The sequence below is a fragment of the Mycobacterium heidelbergense genome, from assembly GCF_010730745.1.
Lineage (GTDB): Bacteria > Actinomycetota > Actinomycetes > Mycobacteriales > Mycobacteriaceae > Mycobacterium > Mycobacterium heidelbergense.
In genome coordinates this window covers 718,872-735,827 of the sequence record NZ_AP022615.1, presented here as the reverse complement: position 1 = coordinate 735,827, position 16,956 = coordinate 718,872, and the positions used below count along the sequence as shown (strand labels likewise).

17 protein-coding genes are annotated in these 16,956 nt (G+C 70.3%); 5 read left to right on the top strand and 12 right to left on the bottom strand.

Features of this window, described 5'->3' with window-relative positions:
- Positions 1-154: 154 nt before the first annotated feature.
- The 3 genes from G6N25_RS03510 to G6N25_RS03500 are packed head-to-tail and all read left to right on the top strand — an operon-like array spanning position 155 to position 3,223.
- On the top strand, positions 155-1,054 hold the full coding sequence (locus tag G6N25_RS03510) for a class I SAM-dependent methyltransferase (protein WP_083073916.1): 900 nt from the start codon (positions 155-157) through the stop codon (positions 1,052-1,054).
- A gap of 1 nt (position 1,055) precedes the next feature.
- The gene (locus G6N25_RS03505) at positions 1,056-1,688 is read left to right on the top strand and encodes a TetR/AcrR family transcriptional regulator (protein WP_083073883.1); all 633 of its coding nucleotides are present in this window, start codon (positions 1,056-1,058) and stop codon (positions 1,686-1,688) included.
- Positions 1,685-3,223: an FAD-dependent monooxygenase gene (locus tag G6N25_RS03500; RefSeq protein WP_083073884.1), complete on the top strand. Its 1,539-nt coding sequence runs from the start codon at positions 1,685-1,687 to the stop codon at positions 3,221-3,223. Before G6N25_RS03505 ends, G6N25_RS03500 begins: the two co-directional genes overlap by 4 nt.
- Positions 3,224-3,242: 19 nt before the next feature.
- On the opposite strand, the gene G6N25_RS03495 is transcribed toward G6N25_RS03500, so the two are convergent.
- The 7 genes from G6N25_RS03495 to G6N25_RS03465 all read right to left on the bottom strand — a co-directional run bounded on the left by G6N25_RS03495 (position 3,243) and on the right by G6N25_RS03465 (position 10,202).
- A complete protein-coding gene (locus G6N25_RS03495) occupies positions 3,243-3,581 on the bottom strand; it encodes a DUF6285 domain-containing protein (RefSeq protein ID WP_083073885.1) in 339 nt (112 codons plus the stop codon).
- Positions 3,578-4,567 (bottom strand): phosphotransferase family protein, encoded by a 990-nt coding sequence (locus G6N25_RS03490; protein ID WP_083073886.1) that lies wholly within the window; start codon positions 4,565-4,567, stop codon positions 3,578-3,580. The genes G6N25_RS03495 and G6N25_RS03490 overlap by 4 nt, the downstream gene beginning before the upstream one ends.
- Positions 4,564-5,799 carry an acyl-CoA dehydrogenase family protein gene (locus G6N25_RS03485; protein WP_083073887.1) on the bottom strand — a complete coding sequence of 412 codons (1,236 nt, stop codon included), beginning with the start codon at positions 5,797-5,799 and terminating at the stop codon, positions 4,564-4,566. Before G6N25_RS03485 ends, G6N25_RS03490 begins: the two co-directional genes overlap by 4 nt.
- Positions 5,800-5,820: 21 nt before the next feature.
- Positions 5,821-6,717, bottom strand: coding sequence for a hydroxymethylglutaryl-CoA lyase (locus G6N25_RS03480; RefSeq protein ID WP_083073888.1), 897 nt, complete (start codon positions 6,715-6,717; stop codon positions 5,821-5,823).
- Positions 6,714-7,940 carry a CaiB/BaiF CoA transferase family protein gene (locus tag G6N25_RS03475; RefSeq protein WP_083073889.1) on the bottom strand — a complete coding sequence of 409 codons (1,227 nt, stop codon included), beginning with the start codon at positions 7,938-7,940 and terminating at the stop codon, positions 6,714-6,716. Before G6N25_RS03475 ends, G6N25_RS03480 begins: the two co-directional genes overlap by 4 nt.
- Before the next feature lie 269 nt (positions 7,941-8,209).
- Entirely contained in the window at positions 8,210-9,181 is a 972-nt protein-coding gene (locus G6N25_RS03470) for an NADPH:quinone oxidoreductase family protein (RefSeq protein ID WP_071511048.1), read from the bottom strand.
- A 22-nt stretch (positions 9,182-9,203) separates the two neighbouring features.
- The gene (locus G6N25_RS03465) at positions 9,204-10,202 is read right to left on the bottom strand and encodes an acrylyl-CoA reductase family protein (protein WP_083073890.1); all 999 of its coding nucleotides are present in this window, start codon (positions 10,200-10,202) and stop codon (positions 9,204-9,206) included.
- A gap of 48 nt (positions 10,203-10,250) precedes the next feature.
- Between G6N25_RS03465 and G6N25_RS03460 the strand changes: the two genes are divergently transcribed.
- Positions 10,251-10,790 carry a GNAT family N-acetyltransferase gene (locus tag G6N25_RS03460; RefSeq protein ID WP_083073891.1) on the top strand — a complete coding sequence of 180 codons (540 nt, stop codon included), beginning with the start codon at positions 10,251-10,253 and terminating at the stop codon, positions 10,788-10,790.
- Here the strand turns inward: G6N25_RS03460 and G6N25_RS03455 are convergent.
- From G6N25_RS03455 to hisN, 3 genes are all read right to left on the bottom strand, one after another.
- Positions 10,767-11,975 (bottom strand): acyl-CoA dehydrogenase family protein, encoded by a 1,209-nt coding sequence (locus tag G6N25_RS03455; protein WP_083073892.1) that lies wholly within the window; start codon positions 11,973-11,975, stop codon positions 10,767-10,769. The genes G6N25_RS03460 and G6N25_RS03455 overlap by 24 nt on opposite strands.
- Positions 11,976-12,002: 27 nt before the next feature.
- A complete protein-coding gene (locus tag G6N25_RS03450) occupies positions 12,003-13,400 on the bottom strand; it encodes an acyl-CoA dehydrogenase family protein (RefSeq protein WP_083073893.1) in 1,398 nt (465 codons plus the stop codon).
- 79 nt (positions 13,401-13,479) lie between these two features.
- On the bottom strand, positions 13,480-14,268 hold the full coding sequence (gene hisN / locus G6N25_RS03445; protein ID WP_083073894.1) for a histidinol-phosphatase: 789 nt from the start codon (positions 14,266-14,268) through the stop codon (positions 13,480-13,482).
- 23 nt (positions 14,269-14,291) lie between these two features.
- On the opposite strand from hisN, the gene G6N25_RS03440 reads away from it, so the two are divergent.
- Positions 14,292-14,621, top strand: a complete 330-nt coding sequence (locus G6N25_RS03440) for a hypothetical protein (protein WP_083073895.1) — start codon at positions 14,292-14,294, stop codon at positions 14,619-14,621.
- 8 nt (positions 14,622-14,629) lie between these two features.
- On the opposite strand, the gene G6N25_RS03435 is transcribed toward G6N25_RS03440, so the two are convergent.
- Both G6N25_RS03435 and G6N25_RS03430 read right to left on the bottom strand, forming a co-directional pair.
- Entirely contained in the window at positions 14,630-15,661 is a 1,032-nt protein-coding gene (locus G6N25_RS03435) for a PPE family protein (RefSeq protein WP_083073896.1), read from the bottom strand.
- An 82-nt stretch (positions 15,662-15,743) separates the two neighbouring features.
- Positions 15,744-16,871, bottom strand: a complete 1,128-nt coding sequence (locus tag G6N25_RS03430; RefSeq protein WP_083073897.1) for a PPE family protein — start codon at positions 16,869-16,871, stop codon at positions 15,744-15,746.
- Between the last annotated feature and the right edge of the window lie 85 nt (positions 16,872-16,956).

Here is a 16,956-nt window from a genome sequence, read left to right as displayed (position 1 = left end):
GTCACTCCGTCCGTTTCGGTCGCCCTTAAAGCTAATCGAAGCCGCCGATGGACCCGCCGTCGAACACCACCAGCCGTGGACTTGCCTAATAGGCATAGTTGCCTACTAGGCAACAATCGCATACCCTGGCGACGTGGTCGAGTCGGGAGAGAAGATGGCGCGAACGGACGACGACGCCTGGGACCTGGCGTCTGGCGTGGGTAGCACGGCGACGTGGGTGGCCGCCGGGCGGGCGCTGGCCACCAAACAACCCGATCCGCTGATCAACGACCCGTACGCCGACGCCCTGGTCAAGGCGGTCGGCCTGGACTTCTGCAACCGGATGGCCGACGGCGCGCTGGATTTCGGCGCCGATCCACGGCTGGACAAGCGTCGGATATGCGAGCGGATCGCGGTGCGCACCAGGTTTTTCGATGACTTCTTTATCGAGGCTGGCGGGGCGGGCATCCGCCAGGCGGTCATCGTGGCCTCCGGCCTGGACACCCGGGCCTACCGGCTGGATTGGGCCGCCGGCACCGTGGTCTTCGAAATAGACCAGCCGCAGGTCATCGAGTTCAAGACCGCCACGCTCGCCGACCTCGGAGCCGCGCCGACCGCCGAGCGGCGCACCGTGAGCGTCGACCTGCGCGGCGACTGGCCCGAAGCGCTGCGCGCCAACGGATTCGACCCGGCCCGGCCGGCGGCCTGGATCGCCGAGGGCCTGCTCATGTACCTGCCGCCGGATGCCCAGGATCGGTTGTTGGACAGCATCGCCGCCCTGTCGGCGCCGGGCAGCCGGCTGGCGACCGACGACATCGATGCCGCGGTCATGAGCGGTGATTGGGCCAGGCAACTCGCCGAACGGTCGCGCCGGGCCGGCAGCGACATCGATGCCACCGGACTGTTCTACTCGGGCGAGCGCACCAGCGCCCGGGATTACCTGTCCGCACACGGCTGGCGCGTTTCGGTGCTGTCGATTGCGGATGCCTACGCCGCCAACGGCTTTGCGCCACCGGATCACGAACTGGCCGCGGTGGCCGGGCCGGGATACCTCACCGCGATGCTGGGCCGCTGACATGACCGGGCTGCGGGAACGCAAGAAGACCGATACCCGTCGCGCGTTGGCTGACGCAGCTATGCGGCTGGCCCTGGATCGCGGCATGGACAACGTCACCCGCGAAGACATCGCGGCGCTGGCCGGGGTGTCGGCGCGCACCTTCAGCAACTACTTCGCCACCAAGTACGACGCGCTGGTGTACCGGCAGACCGAACGCCTGCACCGCGGCGTCGCCCTACTGCGCCAGCGCCCGGCCGGGGATGCGCTGTGGACCTCGATCATCGAGGCGGTTGTCGGGCCAATCGAAGAGGATTTCGCCGAGGCGACCGGTGACAAGAACGCGCTGCCGACCCCTGCCGGACTGGCCGAAATTCGAAATCTGCTGGCGCACAGCGAGGTTCGTAGCGCCCTGACCCGGGGCGTTCTGTTCGACGACCTCGCCGCGGCCATCGCCGAGCGCACCGGGACCGACCCTCAGCGCGACATGTATCCGCGGTTGGTGGTGGCGGTCATTCGCGCGGTGGTCGAGACCACCATGGACATCTACGCGACCGCGGACCCGCCGGTTGCCTACCCGAGGCTGCTGCGCGCAGCGCTCACCGACGCCGCCGCCGGGCTTCCGGCGCCCAACGATCAGGGGGTGCGAGCATGACCGCTCCGGCCACCGGTCCCGTCGTCATCGCCGGCGCGGGACCCAACGGGCTGATGCTGGCGTGCGAGCTGGCGTTGGCCGGAATCCGGCCTGTCGTGCTCGATGCGCTGCCCGGCCCCAGTTCCGAGCCGAAGGCCAACGGCCTTGTCGGGCAGGTGGTTCGGATGCTGGACCTGCGCGGTTTGTACAACAGGTTCAGCGGCGACGGCGGCCCACCGCAGCCCGTCCCCGCGTGGATGTTCGCCGGGATGGCGCTGGACCTGTCGCTGAGTTTCACCGGCGCGCGGGCCAATCCGATGTATGCCATGCTCATGCCCCAGCCGCGACTGGTGCGGCTGCTGCTCGAGCGGGCCAATGAGCTTGGCGTGCAGGTGCACTGGGGCCATCAACTCACCGGGCTCGACGTGCGCGACGATGCGGTGACCCTGACGGTCGGCTCCGTCGATGGCGACTATTCCCTCAAGACCGACTACCTGGTGGGCGCCGACGGGGGCCGCAGCATCGTGCGCAAGACGGTGGGAATCGGGTTTCCGGGTGCCACGTCGCCGACGATGACCCGGCTGGCGCACGTGCGGATCCCGGAGAGTCTGCGTGCCACCGACGGGAGCCTACAGATCCCGGGCTTTGGCCGGATTTCCCACGGGCACAACCGGTTCGATCGCGGAATGGTCGTGTTCGGCGAATTCGGGCCGGGGCCGGCGCTGTTGGGCACCATGGAATTCGGTCCGTCGGCCGAAAGCTGGCCGATGACGATTGCCGAACTGCGGAAAAGCCTGCAGCGCATCCTCGGCGTCGACGTTCCGCTCGCCGAACCCCAGGGGCCGGGCCCGCACGCGTTGCGCCGGATCGACGGGCAGAACAGCCGGCAGGCCGACCGGTACCGCGCGGGGCGGGTGCTGTTGCTGGGTGATGCGGCCCACGTCCACAGCGCGATAGGCGGGCCGGGACTGAACCTGGGATTGCAGGACACCCTCAACCTCGGCTGGAAACTGGCCGCCGAGATCAACGGCTGGGCGCCCGAGGGGCTCCTGGACACCTACGAGTCCGAACGCAAGCCGCTGGGACAGCGCGTGATGATGCACTCGATGTCCCAGATCGCGCTCGTGTCGCCCGGACCCGAAGTCGCCGCCCTGCGAGAGCTTTTCGGCGAGCTGATCGCCATGCCCGAGGTGTCGGGGCACATCGCCGAATTGCTCGCCGGCACCGATGTCCGCTATGACGTCGGCGACGACCACCCCTTGGCCGGGTGGCTGGTCCCGGACCTCAGATTCGACGACGGCCGCCGGGTGGCCGCGCTGCTGCATGATGGGCGCGCGGTCCTGCTCGACCTGGCCGACGGCGCCGCGGCGGCCGCTGCGCGCGGATGGTCCGATCGCATCGACGCCGTCACCGCGTCGATGCCCGAGCCGCCCGCGGCGGCCATGCTGATTCGGCCCGACGGCTACGTCGCCTGGGCGACGGACGACGTTGTCTCCCAACGGCGGACGGATCTGGAGGCGGCGTTGAGCCGGTGGTTCGGCGCGCCGCGCCGCTGATTAAGACGCCGTCGCCGAGCTATTCGCTGTCGTATCCGGGGTGGGCAACCGCCAATCGGTGTCGCACCAGCGTGCGCAGGCAGGCGGTGACCTCGTCGGCGCGGTCGTCCATCTCGCCGGCCCGGATGGCGGCCGCGAGCCCGTCCTCGTCGGCGAAGCCCAATCCGGCCAGCGCCGCGCGGGACTCCGCCTCGCTTTCGTCGAGCAGTTCGCGCTCGACGATGCGCAACGCGTTGGCGGCCACCCTGGCATGGAAGTTGACCTGCCCGCTGGTCGCCGCCCGGACATCGGTTTCCAGGAACTCGGCCACCGCGGCCACGAGCTCGGCCGCGAGCGGGCGGCCGTAGGCGCCGATCATGGGCGGGCCCCGTCGAGCAGATCCAGCAGGTCCCACTCGGTCTCGCAGACGCGCCGGCCGATCGTGGCCAGCTCCACCGAGCGGAATTCACCGCTCAAATGCCGCTCCGCCTGGTGGCGGCAGATGACACCCCAACGCAGCGTGGCCAGCACCAGCCACCAGTGAAACGCCACTCGGTCGACGGTGGTCGCGCTGGCCTGTTCGTACGCCCGCACGAAGCTCTCAAGGCTGCCGAGTCCCCCGGCTCCCAGGCTGGCCGGGGCGCCGAACCGCCAGGCCCGGATGCAGAACCAGGCCAGGTCTTCGCACGCCTCGCCGACGTGCACCAGCTCCCAGTCGAGGACTGCGGCCAGGTCGGACCCGTCGACGATGAGGTTTCCCATCCGGTAATCCCCGTGCACCAGGACCGTGGGCGACGGCCGTGGCCGGTGGGCGGCGAGCCAGCGAAACGCCCATTCGAAGGTGGCGGTGGTATCGCCCATGGCGTCGAGCCGCTCGCGCCACTGCGCGAGTTGGTCCTCGCGGGTCAGGCCGAGATCGCGCGTGTCGGCCCGGTGGATGGCGGCCAGCGCCTGCGCGCACTGCCGCAGCAGCCTCGTGCGGCCCGCGTGCCCGTCGGTGGCGTCGAGCTGACGTTGGATGCGCCGGACGATGGTCTCGCCCTCGATCTCCTCGCAGATCAGAAACGGATTGCCCAGCGCAGCAACGGAATCCGACGCGACCAGGACTTGGGGGACCGGCGTGCCGGCCGCCGCGGCCGCGGCCTGGGCCCGGGCCTCGAGCTCCATGCCGGCGTGCACGTCGTCGGGCGGCCCGGTGCGCGCGATCAGCTTGCGGCGCTGCCCGCCCGTGACGGCGTCGAACGCCCACGTGGCGCGGCTGGCGCCGCCGGTCAGCGCGCGCAGGTTCTCGACCGTGACGGTGCCGCCGAGCGTCGGCGCCAGCACCGCGGCCAGCTTGGCGGCCAGTTCCCCGGTCGGCGTCACGTGCCGAACCTGAACAGCCGCTGCGCCACTCGGCGAATCTGGATCTCCTCGGCGCCCTCGGTGATCCGGTAGCGGCGGTGGTGGCGGTAGATGTGCTCGAACGGCTCGTGCCGGCTGTAGCCGAGGCCACCGAAGACCTGCATGGCGCGGTCGGCGGCGTCGCAGACCAGTCGATTGGCGCGGTAATTGGCCATCGACACCTTGTCGGAGACCTCCATGTGGTGGTCACGGTCCAAATGCCAGGCCGCGTACTGCACCAGCAGCCGCACCATCTGGGCTTCGGTCTGCAGCTCGGCCAGCGGCCACTGCACGGCCTGGTTGACCGACAGCGGCTTGCCGAACACCGTCCGCTGGCCGGCGTATTCGGCGGCCCGGTCGATGCAGTATTGCGCCGCGCCCAGGCTGCTGGCCGCCTGGCGGATCCGGTTCTCGTGCAGGAAGGTCTGCGCGACCTCCAGGCCGCGGTCCACCTCGCCGAGCACCGCGCCGGTGGGCACCCGCACGTCGGCCAGCTCGACTTCGCCATGGTCGGTGGGCATGTTGAACGTCCACCAGTAGTAGGGGACGGTGAACCCGGGCGCGTCGGTGGGGACCAGGAAGGCGGTGATGCCGACGGCCGCCCCCGGCTCGCCGGAGGTGCGGGCGAAAATCAGGTCGTGGGTCGCGCGGTGCACGCCGGTGTTGAACCGCTTGGCGCCGTTGATCACCCAGCCGTCACCGTCGGGTTCGGCGCGCGTTTCCAGCCAGGTCGCGTCGGAGCCGTGCCGCGGCTCGGTGAGGCCGAACGCCAGGGAGCGCTCGCCGGTGATCAGCGCCTCCGACCAGGCGCGGCGTTGCTCGTCGGTGCCGAAGCGTTCCATCATGATCACCTGCGGAAAATTGCCGACGATCGACGACTCGTTCTGCAGGTCGTTGTGCAGCCCAAGGCCCTTGTGCGCCAGGTGCTCCCGGATCACGGCCATGTCGAGGTTGGTGCCGTCGCGGCCGCCGAGCGACGCCGGTAAGCCGTAGCGCAGCCAGCCCGCCCTGTCGGCCCGCCTGCGCATCTCGGCGAGCAGGTCCTCCCACTCTCGCGACGGGATACCGTCGTTGGCCCAATCGGTGCGGGCATGCTCTCGGCGCTGGTCGAAGTACTGGATGTGTTCGCGCTCCAGCGGTTTGATCTCGGCCTCGATGAACCGATCCATTTCGGCGAGCAGACCCGGAAGATGTTCTGGCAGAGTGAAATCCACGTTGATCTCCTTGAGCGGGCGTCACGCCCTGATTCGGTCGCCGGCGTGCAGCAGGGCGCCCGGCAGATCATGGCCGACGACCGATTTGGCGACTTCCGCGGCGGCGATGGCGGCCCGCAGGTCGACGTCGACATGGATACCGCTGTCCCGCAACAGGTACACCAGGTCTTCGGTGGCGATGTTGCCGGTGGCCCCCGGCGCGAACGGGCAGCCGCCCAGGCCGCCGACCGAGGCGTCCAACCGGCTGACCCCGGAGCCGACCGCCGCGTAGGCGCTGGCCAGCCCGGCGCCGCGGGTGTTGTGGAAATGCCCGCCCAGCGGCAGGTCGCCGATCACCGGACGCAGTTGTGCGATCAGCGAACTCACCCGTCCCGGGGTGGTGGTACCGATGGTGTCGGCGACGCAGAACCGGTCGACGCCGCGGTCGCGGGCGGCCGCGGCGATGTCGAGCACCCGCCGGGACGGGGTGGGGCCCTCGAACGGGCAATCCCACGCGGTGGCGACGATGACCTCGACGGTGACGCCGCCGTCGTGCGCGATGGCGACGATCTGGTCGATCTGGTCGGTGGCCTCGGCGCTGGTCCGCCCGACGTTGGCCTCACTGAACGCGTCGCTGGCCGACACCACGTACTCGATCGACCGCAGACCCGCGGCGACGGCCCGCCTGGCGCCATTGGGGCTGGCCACCAGGGCGGAGAACTCGATGTCCGGGTAGTCGTGCAGCCGCGCGGCGAGTTCGGCGGCGTCGGCCATCGACGGCACCTTCGACGGGGACACGAAGGCGGTGGCCTCCACCTCGCGCACCCCGGTGGCGGCTACCGCCGCCAGCAGTTCCAGCTTGGCGGCCAACGGGATTGGCGCCTCGATCTGCAGGCCATCGCGCAGCGACACCTCGCGGATGTCCACGTGCCGGGTCATAGCACCCCCTCGGCGCGCAACTCGTCGAGCTCCTCGGCGGTCTTGCCCAGCAACCCGAGGTAGACCTCGTCGTTGTGCTGTCCCGGGCGCGCGGGGCCGGCGTTGCGGACGCGGCCCGGGGATTCGGAGAGTACCGGTACGATTCCCGGCCCTAAGACGTTGCGCCCGAGGCGTTCATCGAAGTGCTCGACCAGCATGCCGCGGGCCCGCAGCTGGGGGTCGTCGACCACTTCCGCGACGGTGTTGATCGGACCCGCGATAACGCCCGCGCCACTGAGGGTTTCGATGATGTCGCCGGGTTGCCGCTGCGCGGCCCACGCGCCGATGATCGCGTCGAGTTCGTCCTGGTTGCGGCCGCGGGCGCCGTGCGTGGCGAACCGGTCGTCGGTGGCCAGCTCCGGACGCCCCATGGCCTTGCACAGCCGGGCGAACACGGTGTCCTGGTTGGCGGCGATCACCACCCAGGAGCCGTCGGCGCTGCGGTAGATGTTGGACGGCGCGATGCCCTCCAGCCGGGTGCCGGACGGCCCGCGCACCACCCCGCCGACGTCGTAGTCGGGAATCGTGGATTCCTGTACGGCCAAACAGGATTCGGTCAGCGCGACGTCGACCACCTGGCCGCGGCCGGTGACGCTCCGGCGGTACAGCGCGGCCAGCGCGCCCTGGGCGCCGAACATGCCGGCCAGGCTGTCGCCGATCGAGAGCGCCAGCCGGGGCGGCGGCCCGTCCGGGAAACCGTTGAGGTGCCGCAGCCCGCTGGCCGCCTCGGCCACCGAGGCGTAGCCGGCCTTGTGCGCGTCGGGTCCGGTCTGCCCGTAGCCGGAGACGCGGACCAGGATGATGCCCGGGTTGCGCGCACTGAGCACCTCGTAGCCCAGGTTCCATTTCTCCAGGGTGCCCGGGCGGAAGTTCTCCACCACGATGTCGGATTTCTCGACGAGTTCGCAGAACAGCTCCCGGCCGCGTGGCTTCCGCAGGTCGAGCGTGACGGCCCTCTTGTTGCGCGCGTGGACGGTCCAGAAGACGTGGTGGCCGTCGAGTTCGGCCTGGCCCCACGTTCGCAACGGATCTGGGGCGCCGGGGGGTTCCACCTTGATGACGTCGGCGCCCAGGTCGCCGAGCAGCCGGCCGGCGAACGGCCCGGCGATCAGGGTGCCGAGCTCGAGTACCCGGATGCCGTCCAGGGGGCCGCTATTGTCGCCGAGCTCGATGACGGATTCCATGGCTGACTCCTGGGCTGCGCCGTAGAAAGCTGAAAGTGACACTACTTTGTGCCGCACCCGAGCCGCGAGACGTGGTCACATCCGCCACAGGCGTCTCTCCGCGGAAGGGGACACCCGATGTGCCCGCCTCCGCGCGACAATCACCTGTGCGGGTCGTCGCCCAGCGAGATTGTCGCTCGGAGCCGGGCACACCGTCGATCGGTTCTGCGCTGAGGCTGGTGTGGCTGTTGCGACCTGACGCGGTCACAAGGCGACCGCCAGCGCCCCCCTCAATCGCGGACGCGCAGCACGACTTTTCCCTTGGCGGTGCGATTCTCCAGGGACGCGACCGCCGCGGCGGCCTCGTCCAGCGGATAGACCACCGGCTCCGGGGGAGGCAGCCGGCCCGAGCTGAGCAGCCGCTCCACCGCGGCCCACTGCTCGGCCAGCGCGCCGGGATGTGTCCCGGCCCAGGCACCCCAGCCGACACCGACAACGTCGATGTTGTTGAGCAGCAGCCTGTTTACCTTCACGGTGGGAATCTCTCCGCCGGTGAAGCCGACCACCAGCAGCCGCCCGCCCGGCGCAAGCGAGCGCAGCGAGTCGGTGAACCGGTCGCCGCCCACCGGGTCGACGACGATGTCCACGCCGCGGCCGTCGGTCAACTCCTTGACCGCGTCCTTGAAGCCCTCGGTCAGCACCACATCGGTCGCGCCCGCCGCGGTGGCGATGTGGCCCTTCTCGTCGGTGCTGACCACCGCGATGGTGCGCGACGCCCCGAGCACCGGCGCCAGCCGCAGCGCCGACGTCCCGATCCCGCCGGCCGCGCCGTGCACCAGCACCGTCTCGCCCTGCTGCAGGCGGCCGCGCACCGTCAGCGCGAAGTACACGGTCAGGTCGTTGAACAGCAGCCCGGCGCCCGCCTCGAAGCTCACGTTGTCCGGCAGCTTGAACACCCTGTCGGGGGAGAGCACCGCGACCTCGGCCATGCCGCCGGTGAGCATGGTCAGCCCGACGACCCTGTCGCCGGAACGCACGGGGGAGCCGTCCGGCGCCGATCGAACCACCCCGGCGACCTCGGCTCCGAGGACGAACGGGGGATCCGGCCGGTACTGATAGAGGCCGCGGGTCAGCAGGGCGTCGGGGAATGCCGCGCCGGCGGCGTGCACCTCGACCACCACGCCGTCGCCGGTGGGTTCGTCGACGTCGGCCACCTCGATCCCGTCGGGCCCATCGAGCCGAGTCACCCGTATCGCGCGCATGGTCGAATAGCCTACTGCCAGCTCAGAATCCGCCGGCGACCCGCACCACCGCCCGCCCGCGGTGCGCCCCGGCGCGCACCTGATCGAGCACGTCGACGACCTCCCTGACGTCGACCTCGCTGGTGAGCGAGTCCAGGTGACGCGGCCGCAACGAATCGCCCAGCAGTGCCCACAGGTTGCGGCGTGGGCCGATCGGCAGTTGCACCGAGTCCATCCCCAGCAGCGCGACGCCGCGCAGGATGAACGGCATCACCGTGGTGTGCAGCGCCGCACCGCCGGTCAGGCCGCTACAGGCCACCGCCCCGCCGTAGTCGACGGCGCTGAGCACGTCGGCCAGTGTCGCGCCGCCCACACAATCCGCCGCCGCCGCCCATCGCGCCGTGGCCAGTGGCCGCGGTTTGGCGTCGGGGTCGGCGGGCAGCCGGCCGATAACCTCCGCGGCGCCAAGCCCTTTCAGCAGTTCGGCCGCCGTTTCCTTGCCGGTCGAGGCCACCACCCGATAGCCGGCGGCCGCCAGCAGGTCGACGCTGACGGAGCCGACACCGCCGGAGGCGCCGGTGACGACGACCGACCCGGCGCCGGGCTCGACACCCCAGTCGATCAGCGCTCGCACGCTCATCGCGGCGGTGAAGCCGGCGGTCCCGATCGCGGCGCCCTCGCGCGGGCTCAGCGCGCCGAGCGGCACCACCTGGCCGGCCGGCAGCCGAGCGTATTCGGCGTAGCCACCGTGGTGGCCGGTGCCGATCTGGTACCCGTGCGCCAGCACCGTGTCGCCGACGGCGAAGTCGGGGGATTGCGACTCGACCACCTCGCCGGTCAGGTCGATGCCCGGCACGATCGGGTAGTGGCGCACCACGCCGCCGCCCGGTGTCAACGCCAGCGCGTCCTTGAAGTTGACGCTCGAATACAGCACCCGGATCGTCACGTCGCCCGGCGGCAGGTCTGACGGGCTGAGAGTCTCGACCGACGCGGTGACCCGGTCACCATCCTGACGGGCTACCAGCGCTCGAAACGTGTCCATGACACGACGCTAGCCTTGGTCGATGCAGAGCCTTCCGCTTGGTCGCTGATGCCAGCGCACGTCCGTCGCGCCAGCGCCGCCGATGCCGCGGCGTGCGTCGACGTCTACCGCCCGTACGTGCTGGACACCGCGGTCACGTTCGAGACGGATGTCCCGACGGCCGAGGAGATGGCGGGGCGTATCGAGGGCGCCCTCGCGACGCACGAATGGCTGGTGCTCGAATTCGACGGCGACATCGGTGGTTACGCCTATGCCCACCAATTCAATCCGCGTGCGGCGTACCAATGGTCGGTGGAGACGAGCGTCTACGTCGCCCGCGATCACCAGCGCCACGGCGGTGGCCGGATGCTCTATGCCGAATTGTTGCAAAGGCTGACCCAACGCGGCTTCCGGCGGGCATTCGCCGGTATCGCCCAACCCAATGACGGCAGCAACGCGCTGCACCGGGCGTTCGGCTTCCGCCCGGTGGGCCGCTACCGGCGCGTCGGCTGGAAACACGGGGCGTGGCACGACGTCGAGTGGTGGCAGCTCGACCTTGTCGGGCCCGACGACGAAGACCCGCCGTTACTTGAGTTCGGACGAGGATAGGCCCAGCAGGCGGCGGGCGACGACGAGCTGTTGGATCTGTTGGGTGCCCTCGAAGATGTCCATGATCTTCGAGTCGCGTGCCCACTTCTCCAACAGGGTTTGCTCGGAATAGCCTGTGGTGCCGGTCAATTCGACGGCCTTGAGGGTGATGTCGCTGCCCACCCGGCCGGCCTTGGCCTTGGCCATGGACGCTTCCTTGGAGTTGGGGATCTTGTTGTCCGCCTGCCATGCCGCGCGCAGGGTGAGCTGGTAGGCGGCCTCCCAGTCGGCCTCCATCCGCAGGAATTCGGCCGCGGCGGCGCTTTGGGCGTGTGACGGCTTGTCGTAGGAGATCTCGACTCCGGCCTCGGTCAGGATCTTGCGCAGTTCTTCCAGCGTGGCCCGGGCGATGCCGATGGCCATGGCGGCCACGACGGGCCGGGTGTTGTCGAAGGTCTCCATCACGCCGGAGAACCCCTTGCCCGACTCGATTTCGGGGTTGCCCAGCAGGTTGTCCTTGGGTATCCGCGCGTTGTCGAACCGGATGACGGCGGTGTCGGAGCCCTTGATCCCGAGCTTGTCCTCCAGCCGCTCGACGGTGACACCGGGGTGCTCGCGCGGCACGATGAACGACTTGATCGCCGGGCGTCCCAGCGACTTGTCCAGCGTCGCCCACACCACGATGTGGGTGGCGCGCGAACCCGCCGTGACGAAGATCTTTTCGCCGTTGATCACGTACTCGTCGCCGTCCAGCGTGGCGGTGGTGGACACCGCCGCCGAGTCGGATCCGAAACCCGGCTCGGTGATGGCCATCGCCGCCCACACCCTGCCCAACCGCGTCAGCTGTTCGTCGGTGGCCACCCCGGAGATCGCCGCGTTGCCCAGGCCCTGATAGGGCATCGACAGCAGCATCGCCGCGTCGCCCCAACTGGCCTCCAAGGCCTGCAGCACCGCGGCCATGTTGGCGCCGTTGCGGTTTTCTTCCTTGCCGTCGCCGCCGCGGAACGCCTCGGCCCCGGTGAGCCCCAGGGCATTGGACTCGGCGGCCCCCGAGAACAGGTTGGACAACGTGTCCAGCTCGACGGGGTAGGCGTGTTCCTTGAGGTCGTATTTGCGGGCGATCGGCCGCATCATCTCGGCGGCGCCCTGGTGTGCCTTGTCGATCACCGCCTGCATCTTGCGGGGCAGTTCCAGATTGATTGCCATGATTGATCTTTCGCCTCAGAAGTCCGGTTAGATGACCACGACGCCCTCGGCCACGCCGATGGCCCGCAGGTCGCGGTACCAGCGTTCGACCGGGTGTTCCTTGGTGTAGCCGTGGCCCCCCAGCAGCTGCACGCCGTCCAGGCCGATCTGCATGCCCTTGTCGGCGCCGAGCCGCTTGGCCAGCGCCGCCTCCCGGGTGAACGGGAGGCCCTGTTCGGCGCGGGCCGCGCCGCGCCAGGTGATCAGCCGCAGCCCGTCCAATTCGATCGCGATATTGGCGCACATGAACGCCACGGCCTGACGATGGGCGATCGGCTCGCCGAACGCTTGGCGTTCCTTCACGTACGGGATGACGTAGTCGAGCACCGCGTGCGAGGTGCCGACCGCCAGCGCCGCCCAGCCCAGCCGGGACAGCGCGATCGCCTCGGAATAGTCGGTGTCGGTGGCTTCGTCCTCGCCCAGGCGGGCGTTCAGCGGGACCGACACGCCGGAGAGCTCGACCCGGCCCAGGGCCGCCGCGCGAATCCCCATGCTCGGATCCGCCTTGACCGCAAGGCCTTTCGTGGACGACTCGACGATGAACAGCGCCGGCTTGCCGTTGAGCTGCGCGCCCACGATGAACAGCTCGGCGTCGGCCGCGGCGGGGATCAATGACTTCACGCCGTCGAGCCGGTATCCGCTCGGCGTGCGCACCGCGGTGGTCTTCAGCCGGGTGGGGTCGAACAGCGGTTGCGGTTCGGCGATCGCCACGCAGGCCTGCGGGACGTTGTCGCCCGCGAACTCGGGCAGGTAGGTGGCCTGCTGGTCGGCGCTGCCCCAGTGGGTCAGCGCGGAGGCCACACCGCCGGGGGCAAGGATCGGCAACGCGAGCCCCATGTCGCCATAGGCGAGCGCCTCGGCCGCCAGCACGTTGGTCACGCTCGAGCGGTGCGCCGCGATGCCCTCGAAGTCCTCGGGAATGTTGATGGCGGTGATGCCCAACTCCGCGGCCTTCGCGATCAGGTCGGGCGGGTAGGTCGCCGTCTCGTCGGCGTCGTGAGCCGCGGGCCGCAACACCTCGGCGGCGAAGTCCTCGAGGGTCTCGACGATCATCTTCTGCTCGTCGTCGGGCGTCAGGTCGAAGTAGTCCTTGCCGCTGGACTTGAGCCGGGTCGGTCCACCGCGAAGGTTCTGGACCCGCTTGAACTGCCGGGAAGCGGCGCCGGCGGTGGAGAATATCGTCCTCGTCCCGTAGCGCAGGCCGCGGTTGAGCGGGTCGCGCAGGTGGTATTTGTCCAGGAACTCCTGGCCGACGATCGGGGTCAGCAGCGCCAGGGTGATGTCGATCCCGGTCCGTTTGTGCGGTTGCAGCCCGACCCCGGTCTTGCGGCCGCGCCGCTTCCACCGCGAGCGAGAGCGTTGTGACGTGTTGACTGTGTCGGTCATTTCGGCAGCCTCGGTCGTTGGGCGATGCGGATGACCTGATCTTACTCCGGAGTAAGATAGGTCGGCCTTGTTAACTAAGTCACAGGGACGCCGCCCGCAGGCTGGTGAGGACGCGTTCGTGCAGCAGGCCGTTCGTCGCGACGGCGCTGCCGCGGTGCGGGCCCGCGGCGCCGTCCAGGCCGGTGAACGCCCCGCCCGCCTCGCGGATCAAGACGTCGAGCGCCGCCAGGTCCCACACCGACACCTCCGGTTCGGCGGCGATGTCGACGGCCCCCTCGGCGACCAGGCAATAGGACAGGAAGTCGCCGTAGGCCCGCACCCGCCACACCGCATCGGTCAGCTCGATGAAGCGGTCGCGCAAGCCGCGCTGCGCCCATCCCGACAGACTGGAAAACGAGAGGCTGGCCGAATCGAGCCGCGCCACCGACGACACCGACAGCCGGCGCGGCGGGCCGCAGCCGACCGCGGCGAACGCGCCCCGGCCGCGCGCCGCCCACCACCGCCGCCGCAGGGCCGGCGCGCTCACCACGCCGACCGAGGGGACGCCGTCTTCGAGCAACGCGATCAGGCTGGCCCACACCGGCACGCCGCGCACGAAGTTCTTGGTGCCGTCGATCGGGTCGATGATCCACTGGCGTCCGCTGAACGTCGGCGTTCCGCCGAACTCCTCGCCGACGACGTCGTCCGCCGGCCGTTCGCGCCGAAGCGCGTCACGCAGGTCGGCCTCGACCGCGCGATCGGCATCGGTGACCGGCGTCAGATCCGGTTTGGTATCGACGCGCAGGTCGAGCGCCCCGAACCGGGCGGCGGTCAGCGCGTCGGCGCGGTCGGCCAGCGCGAGCGCCAGCGTCAGATCGTCCTGACTCATGGGAGCAGTCCTACCATGGCTGGGTGTGGGAAATCGGTGTGCTGGTCCTGCTGGTGGCGGTCCTGGGGGTGTTCCTTGCCCAGCGGTTCATCCCGCGCGGCCCGCGCAGCGAGCCGGCGAGGGGGACGCTGCTGGTGACCGGCGTCAGCCCGCGACCGGACGCCGACGGCGAGCAATACGTCACCATCGCCGGCGTCATCAACGGGCCCACCGTCAGCGAGCACGCCGTGTATCAGCGCATGGTGGTCAACGTCGACGCGTGGCCGACCATGGGCCAACTGATGCCGGTGCTGTATTCGCCGAAGAATCCGGACAATTGGAGGTTGGCCCCGCCCGAGCCCGCCGGTGGCTAGCGCCCGCGTCACCCGGCGGCCGGCGGGCGTGACATCACCGTGAGTCGGGCGCCGTAGCGGGGGACGACGCTCGTGGCTCGCGAGACCGCCCCTCCAGGCATCCCCGGTATGCCGGGCATTCGGGCCGGCTCGCCGGTCCCCGAGGGGGTCGGTGCTCCGCCGTTCGACACAGTCGCACCGGGGCTGCTCGGCGGCGCCGCCCAGTCGCTCGGCACGGACATCGACCCGATCGCGCCGCCGCGGGCGAGGGTGGCCGTTACGGTGCCAACGCCCGACGCGGCACCGCTCGGCGGGGGCGCGGCCGTGACCTCGGCTGTCGCCGTGCCCAGTTTGGGCAATATGCCCAAATCCTTGTCGGCCCCGATGATCCCGGTGGGGGTGGCTTCCATTTTCCAGATGCCGCTGAACGTGGTGCCGGTAGCCTGAATGACGTCGAGGACGGTCAAGTCCGTGGGGATAATCGACTGTGACACAGGGCTTGTGACCGCGGCGTCCTGAGCGGCCGGCCCGTCCGGGTCGGCGGTCTGCTCGGGAAACGAAAAGGGCGTCAACTGCCTCGCCGCCGCCGAGCCCGCGGCGTAGCCGGACATCGCGGTGGCGTCCTGGGCCCAATATTCGCCGTACTGCGCCTCGGTGGCCGCGATCGCCGCGCTGTTCTGGCCGAAGAAGTTCGTCGCGATCAGCGCGGCCAGCTGGGTGCGGTTCGCCGCGACCGCCGCCGGGGGCACCGTCATCGCGTGCGCCAACTCGTAGGCCGCCGCGGCCGCCCGGGCCTGCATCGCCGTCTGCGTCGCTTGTTCCGCGGTCGCACGCAACCAACCCAGATGGCGGGTGACGGTGGCCGCCATCGCGTCCGACGCGGGGCCGTGCCAGTACAGGCCGGTGAGGGCCGACAGCACCGATTCGCAGATCCCGGCCGTGATGCCCAGCTCGGCCGACAGCGAATCCCAGCTTCCCGCGGCGGCCAAGAGCGGGCCCGACCCGGGGCCGGTATACATCCGGCCGGAGTTGATCTCCGGTGGCAAAAAAGCGAAATCCATTGCGTCACATCTCAATAGCCCGGCACATGCGGCGAACCGCATTGCGGCGCGGGAGACGAGATCTGATAGGCGACGCCGGCCGTCACCCGGCCGCCGGCGGGCGCGGCATCACCGTGAGCCGGACGCCGTACCGGGGCGGAACGCCGACGCCCGAGCCCCGTGAAACGCTCTCCGCCGGCATGCCGGGGTAGCCCGGGTAACCGGATGCCACCGCCTCCTCGGTTCCCGGGAGCGTGGTCAAGCCGGCGGGCTGCAACGCCGCGACATGGCTGGTCGCCGGCGCCGACCAGCCCGCCGGCACCGACATCGGTCCGATGGTCCCGCCGCGGGCAAGGGTCGCGGTCACGGTGCCCAGGCCCGCGCCGCCACCAAACGGGGGCGCCGCGGTGAGCGCGGGCGCCGCCGTGGCCGGCGCCGCCGCGAGCTTCGGCAACACGCCCAAATTGTTCTCGGCGCCAATGACACCGGACGCGAAAGCCTCCATGTAGTAGGTGGAATTCAACGACTGCCCGGTGGCCTGGATGATGTCGAGGACGGTGAGGTCGTCGGGGACGATCGACGGCGTGTCGGCCGCCGCCTGCAGCGGCTGGGCCGCCGCGGAAACCGCCTGCGACACCGAGCTTGACGCGGCGGCGCCGGTGTTGGCCTGGTTGACCGCGGCGCCCTGGGCGGTCAGTCCCGAGGCGTCGGTGGTCTGCCCCGGGGAGGCGAACCCGGGCAACCGCGCCGCCGCCGCGGAGGAGGCGGCGTAGCCGGACATCGCGGCGGCGTCCTGGGCCCAGTACTCGGCATACTGGGCCTCGGTGGCCGCGATCGCCGCGGTGTTGTGGCCGAAGAAGTTCGTCGCCGTCAGGGAAGCCAACCGGGTGCGGTTGGCCGCGACCGCCAGTGGGGCCACGGTCATCGCGTGCGCCTGCTCGTAGGCCGCCGCGGCCGCCCGGGCCTGCATGGCCGTCTGCTTGGTCTGCTCGGCGGCCGTCTGCAGCCACGCCGTATAGCGGGCGGCGGTGGCCGTCATCGCCTCCGACGCGGGACCGCGCCACTGCCAGCTGGTGAGGGTCGACAGCACCGATTCGTAGGACTCGGCCGTGGTGCCCAACTCGGCGGACAGCGAGTCCCAGCTTCCCGCGGCGGCCAAGAGCGAGCCCGACCCGGGCCCGGTGTACATCCGGGCGGAGTTGATCTCCGGCGGCAAAAAGGCGAAATCCATTGTATCACATCTCCTTTGATTGGTACCTGAATAGATTCAATCGGCGGCGTCGCGGCCGTCATCGAAGGCGGCGTCGCACCACATG

Excerpts from the sequence above, each read along its gene's own strand:
- G6N25_RS03470 (WP_071511048.1), bottom strand. The coding sequence starts at position 9,181 with ATGCGCGCGATACGGGTGACTCGGCTCGATGGGCCCGACGGGATCGAG.
- G6N25_RS03435 (WP_083073896.1), bottom strand. The coding sequence starts at position 15,661 with ATGGATTTCGCTTTTTTGCCACCGGAGATCAACTCCGGCCGGATGTAT.
- G6N25_RS03430 (WP_083073897.1), bottom strand. The coding sequence starts at position 16,871 with ATGGATTTCGCCTTTTTGCCGCCGGAGATCAACTCCGCCCGGATGTAC.
- G6N25_RS03500 (WP_083073884.1), top strand. The coding sequence starts at position 1,685 with ATGACCGCTCCGGCCACCGGTCCCGTCGTCATCGCCGGCGCGGGACCC.
- G6N25_RS03455 (WP_083073892.1), bottom strand. The coding sequence starts at position 11,975 with ATGGCAATCAATCTGGAACTGCCCCGCAAGATGCAGGCGGTGATCGAC.
- G6N25_RS03510 (WP_083073916.1), top strand. The coding sequence starts at position 155 with ATGGCGCGAACGGACGACGACGCCTGGGACCTGGCGTCTGGCGTGGGT.
- G6N25_RS03480 (WP_083073888.1), bottom strand. The coding sequence starts at position 6,717 with ATGACCCGGCACGTGGACATCCGCGAGGTGTCGCTGCGCGATGGCCTG.
- G6N25_RS03450 (WP_083073893.1), bottom strand. The coding sequence starts at position 13,400 with ATGACCGACACAGTCAACACGTCACAACGCTCTCGCTCGCGGTGGAAG.
- G6N25_RS03460 (WP_083073891.1), top strand. The coding sequence starts at position 10,251 with ATGCCAGCGCACGTCCGTCGCGCCAGCGCCGCCGATGCCGCGGCGTGC.
- G6N25_RS03475 (WP_083073889.1), bottom strand. The coding sequence starts at position 7,940 with ATGGAATCCGTCATCGAGCTCGGCGACAATAGCGGCCCCCTGGACGGC.
- hisN (WP_083073894.1), bottom strand. The coding sequence starts at position 14,268 with ATGAGTCAGGACGATCTGACGCTGGCGCTCGCGCTGGCCGACCGCGCC.
- G6N25_RS03465 (WP_083073890.1), bottom strand. The coding sequence starts at position 10,202 with ATGGACACGTTTCGAGCGCTGGTAGCCCGTCAGGATGGTGACCGGGTC.
- G6N25_RS03495 (WP_083073885.1), bottom strand. The coding sequence starts at position 3,581 with ATGATCGGCGCCTACGGCCGCCCGCTCGCGGCCGAGCTCGTGGCCGCG.
- G6N25_RS03505 (WP_083073883.1), top strand. The coding sequence starts at position 1,056 with ATGACCGGGCTGCGGGAACGCAAGAAGACCGATACCCGTCGCGCGTTG.